Annotated in this window: 9 protein-coding genes and 1 pseudogene; 8 read left to right on the top strand and 2 right to left on the bottom strand. The window is 68.4% G+C overall.

The features are described from left to right. Both ACWD0A_RS09975 and ACWD0A_RS09970 read left to right on the top strand, forming a co-directional pair. On the top strand, positions 1-3,702 hold a 3,702-nt coding region (locus tag ACWD0A_RS09975), incomplete at its 5' end, for a polymorphic toxin type 30 domain-containing protein (protein WP_451296380.1). Between the two features lie 19 nt (positions 3,703-3,721). Next, complete coding sequence (locus tag ACWD0A_RS09970) at positions 3,722-4,051, top strand: hypothetical protein (RefSeq protein WP_451296378.1); 330 nt, start codon at positions 3,722-3,724, stop codon at positions 4,049-4,051. Positions 4,052-4,082: 31 nt separating this feature from the next. Here the strand turns inward: ACWD0A_RS09970 and ACWD0A_RS09965 are convergent, their stop codons facing one another. Next, on the bottom strand, positions 4,083-4,496 hold the full coding sequence (locus tag ACWD0A_RS09965; RefSeq protein ID WP_451296376.1) for an ATP-binding protein: 414 nt from the start codon (positions 4,494-4,496) through the stop codon (positions 4,083-4,085). A 136-nt stretch (positions 4,497-4,632) separates the two neighbouring features. On the opposite strand from ACWD0A_RS09965, the gene ACWD0A_RS09960 reads away from it, so the two are divergent. Together ACWD0A_RS09960 and ACWD0A_RS09955 are read left to right on the top strand one after the other, a co-directional pair. After that, positions 4,633-5,499, top strand: coding sequence for a helix-turn-helix domain-containing protein (locus tag ACWD0A_RS09960; protein ID WP_451296400.1), 867 nt, complete (start codon positions 4,633-4,635; stop codon positions 5,497-5,499). Then, positions 5,496-5,687, top strand: a complete 192-nt coding sequence (locus ACWD0A_RS09955; protein ID WP_451296374.1) for a DUF397 domain-containing protein — start codon at positions 5,496-5,498, stop codon at positions 5,685-5,687. Before ACWD0A_RS09960 ends, ACWD0A_RS09955 begins: the two co-directional genes overlap by 4 nt. Before the next feature lie 172 nt (positions 5,688-5,859). Here the strand turns inward: ACWD0A_RS09955 and ACWD0A_RS09950 are convergent, their stop codons facing one another. Continuing rightward, on the bottom strand, positions 5,860-6,687 hold the full coding sequence (locus tag ACWD0A_RS09950; RefSeq protein ID WP_451296372.1) for an LLM class F420-dependent oxidoreductase: 828 nt from the start codon (positions 6,685-6,687) through the stop codon (positions 5,860-5,862). 175 nt (positions 6,688-6,862) lie between these two features. Here ACWD0A_RS09950 and ACWD0A_RS09945 point away from each other — a divergent pair, with 175 nt between their 5' ends. The 4 genes and pseudogenes from ACWD0A_RS09945 to ACWD0A_RS09930 all read left to right on the top strand — a co-directional run. Next, positions 6,863-8,371 carry a CehA/McbA family metallohydrolase gene (locus tag ACWD0A_RS09945; protein WP_451296370.1) on the top strand — a complete coding sequence of 503 codons (1,509 nt, stop codon included), beginning with the start codon at positions 6,863-6,865 and terminating at the stop codon, positions 8,369-8,371. 60 nt (positions 8,372-8,431) lie between these two features. Continuing rightward, complete coding sequence (locus ACWD0A_RS09940) at positions 8,432-9,184, top strand: IclR family transcriptional regulator (RefSeq protein WP_451296368.1); 753 nt, start codon at positions 8,432-8,434, stop codon at positions 9,182-9,184. An 86-nt stretch (positions 9,185-9,270) separates the two neighbouring features. Further along, a complete protein-coding gene (locus tag ACWD0A_RS09935; RefSeq protein WP_451296366.1) occupies positions 9,271-9,603 on the top strand; it encodes a putative quinol monooxygenase in 333 nt (110 codons plus the stop codon). A gap of 56 nt (positions 9,604-9,659) precedes the next feature. Continuing rightward, positions 9,660-10,324 (top strand): annotated as a pseudogene (locus ACWD0A_RS09930) (transposase); the annotation flags it as partial. Positions 10,325-10,377: the final 53 nt, after the last annotated feature.

Here is a 10,377-nt window from a genome sequence, read left to right as displayed (position 1 = left end):
CCCGACCGCGCCTTGAAGAACGCGTGGGACGCGGCGAAGGGCGACCCCGCCGAATTCCTCGGCCGCCTCGTCCCCGAAATCCTCGGCACCAAGGGCACAGGGCTGGCACGTGGCGGCCTGCGCGCGGGCATGAACGGAGCCAAGCACCTGCCCGACGGGGACGGTAAACCGGACAATACCCGCGGAGACCACGAGAAGAATCCGGACAGCAACAGCAACAGGTGCCGTGACAACAAGTGCGACGGCGACCCCGTCGAGATGGCTACGGGCCGGATGCTCCTGCCGCAGACCGACATCGTACTGCCCGGCTCCCTGCCCCTCGTGTTCCAGCGCACATTCGACTCGTCCCGGCGTTCCGGCCGCTGGTTCGGGCCCGCATGGTCGTCCACCGTCGACCAGCGGCTGGAGATCGACTCAGAAGGAGTCGTCTTCAGCTGCGACGAAGGCAGCCTTCTCGCCTACCCCCATCCCGCACCCGGTGTTCCGGTCATGCCCACTCACGGCCGACGCTGGCCCCTCGACCGGGTCGACGACGGCTACACCATCACTGACCCCGACACCGGGAGGGTCTGGCACTTCGTCGACCACAGTGATGAACTCGCGCTGCTCGCCCAGACAGACGATCGCAACGGCCGCTGGATCGCCTTCGAATACGACGAATCGGGTGCACCGACGTCGATCGTCCACCACGGCGGCTACCACCTGAAGCTCACCACCGGCGAAGGCCGTATCACCGCCCTGCACCTGGCAGGCGCGGCCCCGGACGGCAGTGATCAGGAGATCCTCCGTTACGGCTACACCGACGGCCACCTCAGCGAGGTCACCAACTCCTCCGGCAAGCCGCTCCGCTTCGGCTGCGACGAGCACGGCCGCATCACGTCATGGACCGACACCAACGGCAGCCACTACGACTACGTCTACGACGACCAAGACCGCTGCACTTACCAGACGGGCTCGAACGGGCATGTCGAATCGCGCTTCACATGGGACGACACCGACCCGGACACGGGCCTGCGGACGACGTCCATCACCGACGGCCTCGGCCACACCAAGCGCTTCCTGATCAACGACCGCTCGCAGGTCGTCGCAGAAATCAACGCGCTGGGCGCGGTCACCCGCTACGAATACGACCGCTACAACCGCCTGCTGTCCCGCACCGACGCTCTGGGCCACGTCAGCCGGTCCACCTACGACGAGCGCGGCCGATTGACCATGGTGGAACGACCGGACGGACGGCAGTCGCGCGCCGAGTACAACGACCTCGGCCTCCCCATCCGCATCATCAGTACCGACGGGAACGTCACACGGCAGACCTACGACGATCGCGGCAACCGCAGGTCCGTCACCGATCCGTCAGGAGCAACGACCCACTTCACCTATGACGAGGCAGGGCACCTCACATCCGTAACGGACGCCATCGGATACACGACCGCCGTCTGCTGCGACAAGGCCGGCCTGCCCGTGGACATCACCGACCCCTTGGGCGGGGTCACGCACTACCAGCGCGATGCCTTCGGCCGCCCGGTCGCCATCACCGACCCCCTCGGAGCAGTCACGCGCTTGGAGTGGACCGTCGAGGGCAAACTCGCGCGGCGCATCGACGCCGACCGCAGCGAACAGTCGTGGACCTACGATGGCGAAGGCAACTGCACCAGCAACACCGACGCGGTCGGCGGCGTCACCACGTTCGAGTACACGGACTTCGACCTCCTGACCGCCCGTACTGACGCGGACGGGGTCCGCTATGTGTTCAGCCACGACACGAACCTCCGGCTGACCCAGGTCATCAATCCGCAGGGTCTCACCTGGAACTACACCTACGATCCTGCCGGCCGACTCATATCCGAGAACGACTTCGACAGCCGGACCCTCGCCTACGCCTACGACGCAGCCGATCGGCTCACGACCCGCACGAACGGCCTCGGCCAGAGCATCACATACCTACACAACGAGCTGAGTCAGGTCGTCCGCAAGGACGCAGCCGGTGCGGTCAGCACCTTCGAATACGACATCTTCGATGAACTGGCTGTGGCCACGTCTCCTGACGCGATACTCACCAGGCTGCGCGACCGCTACGGACGCCTCAAGTCCGAAACAGTCAACGGCCGCAAGGTCACCTTCGACCACGACGTGCTCGGACGCAGAACGGGCAGAACGACGCCCAGCGGCACCGTCAGCTCATGGACCTACGACCCGGCCGGACGCCGCGCCTCGCTCACCAGCTCTGGCCGCACCCTCACCTTCGAACGCGACGCCGCAGGGCGCGAACTCACCCGCCACATAGGCGAGACGCTCAGGCTGAGCCACTCCTTCGACACGATGGGCCGGCTCACCGATCAGAGGATCAGCGGACGGGACCGCGATCTCCAGCATCGGACCTATACCTACCGGGCAGACGGCAACCTTGTCGGCATCGACGATCTGTTGGCTGGCCCGCGCAGGTTCGACCTGGACATGGTCGGCCGTGTCACCGCTGTCCACGCTGCAAACTGGACCGAGCGCTACGCGTACGACGCGGAAAGCAACCAGACCGACGCATCATGGCCAGCCTCCCACCCGGGTCAGGAAGCCACCGGCAGCCGCGTCTACGCGGGAACGCGCCTGACCCGCGCCGGGAACGTCCGCTACGAACACGACGCCCAGGGCAGGATCGTCCTGCGCCGGAAAACTCGGCTGTCACGCAAGCCCGACACCTGGCACTACGTGTGGGACGCAGAGGACCGGCTCACCTCCGTGACCACCCCGGACGGCACCGTTTGGCGCTACCAGTACGACGCACTCGGCCGGCGCGTGGCGAAACAGCGCATTTTCGGCGACGAACAAACCGTCTTGGAACAGGTCTCCTTCGCGTGGGACGGGGCGACACTTTGTGAACAGCTCACCATCGACGAAGCGTTCCCCAACGCTGTTGCGCTCGCCTGGGATTACCACGACTTGCGCCCGATTGCGCAAATAGAGCGTCTATTCGACGGCGACGCATCCCAAGAGGAGTTCGATGAGCGCTTCTTCGCCATTGTCACTGACCTGGTCGGCACGCCGCAAGAACTCTTCGATGAATCAGGTAATTTGGCGTGGCGCATGCGAGCGACACTCTGGGGTGCCACAGCCTGGGCGGCATCAAGCACCGCGTACACACCACTGCGCTTTCCGGGACAATACTTCGACACAGAAACCGGCCTGCACTACAACTTCCATCGCCACTACGACCCCGAGACTGCTCGCTACGTTACACAAGACCCCCTAGGGCTCGCTCCCGCACCGAACGCCAACGCGTACGTTCACAATCCGCACAGCTGGACAGACCCACTCGGTTTGTCTCCGTGCCCGGAACGGATTGAAGGAGGTGGCTGGGACCTACGAGACAAAAACCCATTGGCCGTAGTCCCAAAGGACGCCGAGGTTCGCCAACTTACACCGGACCCGAACGGCGGGGCTCAGAAGGGGGTGGAGTACAAGTGGAAGGACGACGTAACAGGAAACGTTGTCCGCCTGCGTGTGCATGACGCCGACGGGACCGCCCCAGCCGGATCGAACGCAGCCAACGGAGACGTCTACAGACTTTCGATCGGCGGTCGATATCAGGACGAGGCGGGAACTCTCTACCATCGACAAGTCCACAACCCAAACAGCCCGAACTACAATTCAGAAGCCGCCAACGACACTCATATACCCTGGCCCAGTCAATATCAACTTCCGTACTAGCACGAAGGGTCACGCAAATATGGCACTACAAGCCGACGCGATGATGGAACTTCTACGCCAGGTAATGGACAAAGATCCTCGCCAACGCGAGCTCGCTGCAGACAGAATCAGCGACTGGCTGAATAGTTACTCGCCCTTCGATGGAGTGCTACTGGCTGGCGTGGTGTCGATCGCTGCCGCATGTGAGTCAGATCTCGACGCCCTGGAGTCGCAGTTGAATTCGCTGCTGGAGCTCGGAGCCGGCGGATTTACCAGTACCGAGCACCTCAGACGACTGAGAGATATCGACACCACTAGACTGCCTTCGAACCTTAGAGACTATGTACGCGACCTCCTGGAAGACTCCTGAGACAAGGTGCCGCAGCGCACAACACTGACGCTCACAAGGCAAGCTCAGCCCAGACCGTCTTGCCGACCTGGCGCTCGAACACGCCCCAATCCGTCGCCAGCGCCGTGACTAGCACCAGCCCGCGGCTCGCTTCCGCATTCGGGGTCGGCGCTCCCGCCAACGGCGCGCGTTCGCCCCGGGCGTCCGAGACCTCGATGCGGAGCGTCGTCTCCGTCAAGCGCAGGCGTAGCTCGAAGTCCCGGCCCGGGACCCGGCCGTGCGTGACCGCGTTCGCGGCGAGCTCCGCCGCGATCAGCGCCGCCGTGTCGGACAGCTCGCTGCCGTACGCGTAGCCCCACGCGTCGAGTTGGTGCACCGCCAAGCGGCGGGCCAGACGGGCGCCGCGCCGGGTCGACGTGAAGCGCTGGGTGAACTCAGCCGTCGGGGTGGTGATTTCCGTATTCACGTCACCGAGCGTGTCCGGCTCTGCCTACGCTGACCAGGACCTACGGCTCGACGCCGGGTATCCGTACGGACACGGTCGGTCCGCTGTACGGCTGTCGGCCGTGACCTTCGGGTACGTACGCAAGGGCGGGTACGGCATGGGGAACGCCGGGCGGGAAGAGCGACCGGAGAGGCCGGCCGAGGTGGACGGGACAGCGCATCTGTTCCGGGCACTCGGCAAGCAGATCAAGGTACTGCGGGAACGGGCCGGGCTGAGCCAGAAGGAGCTCGGCATCGCTGCCCATTGCGGGGAGGACCTGATCTCCGCGATCGAGCGCGGGGTCCGGACCCCACAACCCGACTTCCTGGAGCGCGTGGACGGTCTGGTGAGCGCGGGAGGCGTGCTCAAGGCCGCCGTCGATGACGTAAGGGAGGCGCAGTCGAAGGCACGGACCCGGCATCCGGAGTGGTATCGGAACTACGCCACGCTGGAGGCAGATGCTGTTCAGCTCTGCGTCTACAACAACCAGTCCGTGCCCGGCTTGCTCCAGACCGAGGACTACGCCCGTGCTGTCTTCACGCAATGGCGGTCACTGCTTGACGACGCCACAATCGAGAAGCGGGTAGCCGACCGCCTCGCTCGGCAGCAGATCTTCGAGCCTTGGCCGTCCCCCACGTTCAGTTTCATCCTCGACGAGAGCGTCCTGCTCCGGCCGATCGGAGGGCGAGCCGTTCACCACCAGCAACTGCGCAGGCTCATCGATGTCGGGCGGCTCCGGACTGTCCAGCTTCAGGTGATGCCCCTCGACCGGGAGGAACAGCCGGGCCTGGACGGCCCGTTCACTCTCGTCACACCCAAAGGCCGACAGCAGGTGGCATATCTGGAGACACACACCTACCCGCGCCTGATCACCGACAGGGAAGAGGTCAGTGTGCTGTCGATCCGCTATGGGATCATGCAGTCGCAGGCTCTCAGGCCTGGTGAGTCCCTTGCCCTGATCGAGAAGATGCTGGGAGAGCGATGAACACCGAGCAGAAGCTCAACTGGTTCAAGAGCAGCTACAGCAGTGGCGGCGGCGGGGAGTGCGTCGAGGTCGCCACCACCCCCACCACCGTCCACGTCCGCGACTCCAAGAATCTCCCCGGCCCTCAGCTCGCGCTCACCGCTCCCGCCTGGGCCGCCTTCGTCGTCTACGCGCGCGTGGAACTCTGAGTCAGTACCCACCCGTCACGGAGCGAGGACCTATCCGTGGTCCTCGGCCAGGGGAAGACGTTCGCAAGCCGGGGGCCGGGGTCATCGGTTGGGGGCATCCAGCGATGTGCCCATGGCCCGGGCCGTACAGGTTCGCGGGGCGAACCTTCGCGACAGACGAAGCCGCACCGGCTCACAGATACTGCGCGTACTCGTCCAGCGCCCGCAGCACCTCCAGATCGCTCCCCGGCGGCAGTTGCAGCACCACCTCCGTCACGCCCTGGTCCGCGTAGTGCGCCAGCTTGCCCGGTGACGGGCGGACCGCGTACGGGACCACTTCCAGGGACTTCGGGTCGCGGCCCGCCGCCGTCCACACGTCGCGCAGCTTCGGGACCGACTCCCCCATCCCGCGGCCGCCGATCGGCATCCAGCCGTCGCCGTACTCCGCGATGTGCGCGAACAGCTTCGGGCCCGCCGCGCCGCCCACCAGCGTGCGCGGGGCTCCGCCCTGGGGTTTGGGGTGGGCGAACGAGGCGCTGACCGAAGCGTGTTCGCCCTCGAAGGCGTGCGGCTCCGGCGACCACAGCGCCCGCATCAGGCGCATCCTGTCCCGGACCAGTTCCCGGCGCGTCGACCATTCGACGCCGTGGTCCGCCGCCTCCTCGACGTTCCAGCCGAAGCCGACGCCCAGCGTGAACCGGCCCCCGGACACGTGGTCCAGGGTCGCGATCCGCTTCGCCAGGGCGATCGGGTCGTGCTGGGCCACCAGCGTCACGCCCGTGCCCAGCCGCAGGGTCGACGTGACCGCCGCCGCCTGGGCCAGCGCCACGAAGGGGTCCAGCATGCGGCCGTACTCGGGCGGGAGTTCGCCGCCCGCGCCGTACGGGGTGGTCCGCGCCACCGGGATATGGGTGTGTTCGGGGAGGTAGAGCCCGGCGTAGCCGCGCTGTTCGAGTTCGCGGGCCAGCCGCACGGGGGTGATCGTCTCGTCGGTGAGGAAGATCGTGGTCGCGATCCGCATGGGGACAAGGTAGGCCCAAACGACGGGCCGCGTCGCCGTCATGGCCGCGTCATCCGCCGATCCCCTGCCAACCCCCTTCCCTTGCACCCGCGTTCACGGCTCAATACCAGGGTTCGACTGCATCGACGCACCACCGCACCTCTCCTGTCCCCTCGACATCCCGGGAGCCGACGGCATGTGCAACGACGACGAACACGCCCTGGGCAGACGCGGTCTCCTCGTGACGGGAGCCGCCGCCGCCCTCACCTTGGGCACCGTGAGCTTCGCGAACGCGGCACCACGCACCGGCGAAGGGGCGACGGAGGTCGTACGCGGCACGCTGCCGCCCGGCGCACCCGACTTCGTGTACCTCCCCGTGGAGATCCCGGCGGGCGTCAGCCGGATCCACGTCTCGTACAGCTACGAGAAGCCGCCCCAGCCCGCCGGCACCGCGGGCAACGCCCTCGACATCGGCATCTTCGACGAGCGCGGAACCGCCCTCGGCGGCAAAGGGTTCCGCGGCTGGTCGGGCGGCGCCAGGACGGAGTTCTTCATCCAGGCGGACGACGCGACTCCGGGCTACATCCCCGGGCCCGTCCTGCCCGGCCTGTGGCACATCGCCCTCGGGCCGTACACCGTCGCGCCGCAGGGCCTGACGTACGAGGTCCGCGTCACGCTCACCTACGGGGAGCAGGCCGAGCCGCGCCCGGCGGCGTACCCGCCGGAGCGGGCCAAGGGGCGCGGGCGCGCCTGGTACCGGGGCGACTGCCACCTGCACTCGTGGTACTCGGACGGCAGGCGCACCCCGGCCGAGATCGCCGCCCTCGCCCGCGCCGCCGGGCTCGACTTCATCAACTCCTCCGAGCACAACACCCATGCGGCACATGCCCACTGGGCCGACCAGGCCGGTGACGACCTGCTGATCCTGCTCGGGGAGGAGGTCACGACGCGCAACGGGCACGTGGTGGCGCTCGGCACCGACCCGGGGACGTTCGTCGACTGGCGCTATCGCGCCCGCGACAACCGCTTCGGGCACTACGCCCGCGCGATCCGCCGGGCCGGCGGCCTCGTCGTCCCGGCCCACCCGCACGCCACCTGCATCGGCTGCAACTGGAAGTTCGGCTTCGGCGACGCGGACGCGGTGGAGGTCTGGAACGGGCCCTACACCCCCGACGACGAGGTGTCCCTCGCCGACTGGGACAGCGCGCTGGCCGTCGCCGCGCGCACCGGGAAGCGCTGGACCCCGGCCATGGGCAACAGCGACGCCCATCGCCACCCCGACCCGATCGGCTCTCCGCAGACGGTCGTCCTCGCCGACGATCTGACGCGCGAGGCGATCCTCGAGGGGATCAGGGCCGGGCGCAGCTATGTCGCCGAGAACAAGGACGTGACCGTGGCCTTCTCGGCGGCCGGCGGGCGCGGGCAGCACGCGGGGATCGGCGGGCGGCTGCGCGTGGACGACGACGACCCGGTGACCGTACGGGTGGAGGTGGCGGGCGTGCCCGGCTGCACGGTCCGCATCGTCACCGACCAGGGCGTCCTGCACACGGCGGCGGTCCCGGCCTCCGGGGCGGGCACGGTGGAGTGGCGTACGACGGCGCAGTACGCCACGTACGTACGCGCCGAGGTGCGGCACGCGCCGGTCGTCCCCGGGTTGCCGGGGCCGCTGGCCGCCTTCACCAATCCGATCTTCCTGGGCGGCTGACCGGGCGTTCCGGCCACGTACGCTCGGGGGAACCCGAGAGACCGTGGAAGGAACGTGATCATGCCCAGCCCCGCCTCCGGGCCGCAGTCCGTCGACCGCGCGCTGGAGATCCTCGACGCCGTCGCCGACGCGCCCGGCCCCCTCGGGGCCAAGGCGCTCGCGCGGCGGCTGGGGTGCTCGCTGTCGACCGTGTACCACCTGCTGGGGCCGCTCGCCGCGCGCGGGCATCTGGTCAGGACCGGCGACGGGTACGCACCGGGACCGCGCGTGGCCGTCCTGCACCGGTCGTTCCAGCGGCATCTCGGGCTCGGGCCGCAGCTCGCCGGACTGCTGCCGCGGCTGCGGCGGGCGACCGGCGCGGAGGCGTACGTCACGGCGTACCGCGACGGCCGGATCGTCATGCTCGACAGCACGGTGCCGGTCACGGACAGCGAGCACCCCTTCGTGCCCGGCCCCGAGACGCGGGCGCACGCGACCGCGCACGGCAAGGTGCTGCTCGCCGCGCTGCCGAGGGCGGCGCGTCGGCGGTACCTGGCCGAGTACGGGATGGCCCGCTTCACCGACCGTACGATCACCGGCGCGGAACGCTTCGAGGCGGAGGTCGAGCGGGTGCGGGGCCGGGGGTACGCGGTGTCCGTGGGCGAGGCCGACCCGGCGTACACCTGCCTCGCGGCGGCGCTTCCGGAGCAGGGCGCGGACGGTGTGGTGCACGCGTTGTCGTTGTCGCTGCCGACGGCGGACTTCCGGCGCCGGCACGGCGAGCTGCGGGCGGCGCTGGTACGCACGGCACGGCATCTGCCACCGGCCGGCTGACCGTACGCCGGACCCGGTTTCCGACGGCGTCGGAATGCGGGGCCGCCCCAGTGGTGCCGGTCCGCCGCGCGGCCCACCCTGGAGGCATGATCTTCATCGCCGTCAGGTTCACCGTCCGCCCCGAGTACAGCGACCGCTGGCTCGACATCGTCGACGACTTCACGCGCGCCACCCGCGCCGAGCCCGGGAATCTCTTCTACGACTGGTCGCGCAGCGTCGACGACCCCCACAAGTTCACGCTGCTGGAGGCCTTCGCCGACGCGGAGGCGGGCGCGGTCCACGTCGCGTCCGACCACTTCAAGGCCGGCATGGAGGCGATGGCCACCGCGATCGCGACCAAGCCCGAGATCATCAACGTCGAGGTGCCGGGCCAGGGCTGGAACGAGATGGCCGAGCTCGAGCCCGCCGCGCGCGACTAGGGCCTGTGTGACGTCGTGATCAATCTTGCCGATCCGGATTCGTCTGGAAGCCGTTCCTGCCGATAGGAGAGTACGGCCCGTACCCCCGAGCGGCTGCGTGAGCAGTTCGAGGGGGTGATCTGGCGGTTCCGCACCAGCAGTCAGTGGCGGGAGATGCCGGGCGAGTTCGGCCCCGTGGCCGACGGTCTACGGCCGCTTCCGGGCCTGGAGGGACGCCGGTGTCTTCACCGCGTTGCTGGAAGGCGTGATCCCTGAGGCCGTCCGCCAGGGGCAGACGGACTTGTCCGTGGTCACGTGGACTCCACCACCGCCCGCGCCCACCACGACGCCGCCGGGATGTGCATCGGCAAGGAGGTCATGGAGGCCCTCGAGGAAGCCGCCGCCGACCAGAAAAGGGCCCGGCAAAAGGGGGCGGCCCGCCGGAACAGAACGGACAGGACGGAAGTGACGCCCCCGGCCAGGACGAGCGGCGGCACATCAGGCGACGGCGCAAGCTCCGCTTGAAGGAAGCCCTGCTCGGCAGATCCCGTGGCGGGTTGACCAGCAAGGTTCATCTCGCGCCGCTGACCGCGAGTGCCGTCCCTTGTCGTTCCTCCTGACCGCAGGACAGGCCGCCGGCAGCCCGCAGGTCGTCCCCGTGCTGCAGAAGGTGCGGGTCCGTCTACCGGTCGGCCGTCCCCGGACCCGGCCTGACGCTGTCGCCGCGGACAAGGCCTACTCGAGAGTGTTCCTGATGGCGGCCAACAGGCTCTCTCGCGCGCTACTCGGCGCTCC

It is taken from the genome of Streptomyces sp. NPDC002867 (genome assembly GCF_053591895.1).
The sequence above is the reverse complement of the archived record's forward strand: the minus strand, read 5'-3'. Positions and strand labels throughout refer to the sequence as shown.

Bases quoted from the DNA above. Each gene is read 5' to 3' on its own strand.
- ACWD0A_RS09970 (WP_451296378.1), top strand. From the start codon at position 3,722: ATGGCACTACAAGCCGACGCGATGATGGAACTTCTACGCCAGGTAATG.
- ACWD0A_RS09960 (WP_451296400.1), top strand. From the start codon at position 4,633: ATGGGGAACGCCGGGCGGGAAGAGCGACCGGAGAGGCCGGCCGAGGTG.
- ACWD0A_RS09955 (WP_451296374.1), top strand. From the start codon at position 5,496: ATGAACACCGAGCAGAAGCTCAACTGGTTCAAGAGCAGCTACAGCAGT.
- ACWD0A_RS09950 (WP_451296372.1), bottom strand. From the start codon at position 6,687: ATGCGGATCGCGACCACGATCTTCCTCACCGACGAGACGATCACCCCC.
- ACWD0A_RS09945 (WP_451296370.1), top strand. From the start codon at position 6,863: ATGTGCAACGACGACGAACACGCCCTGGGCAGACGCGGTCTCCTCGTG.
- ACWD0A_RS09940 (WP_451296368.1), top strand. From the start codon at position 8,432: ATGCCCAGCCCCGCCTCCGGGCCGCAGTCCGTCGACCGCGCGCTGGAG.
- ACWD0A_RS09935 (WP_451296366.1), top strand. From the start codon at position 9,271: ATGATCTTCATCGCCGTCAGGTTCACCGTCCGCCCCGAGTACAGCGAC.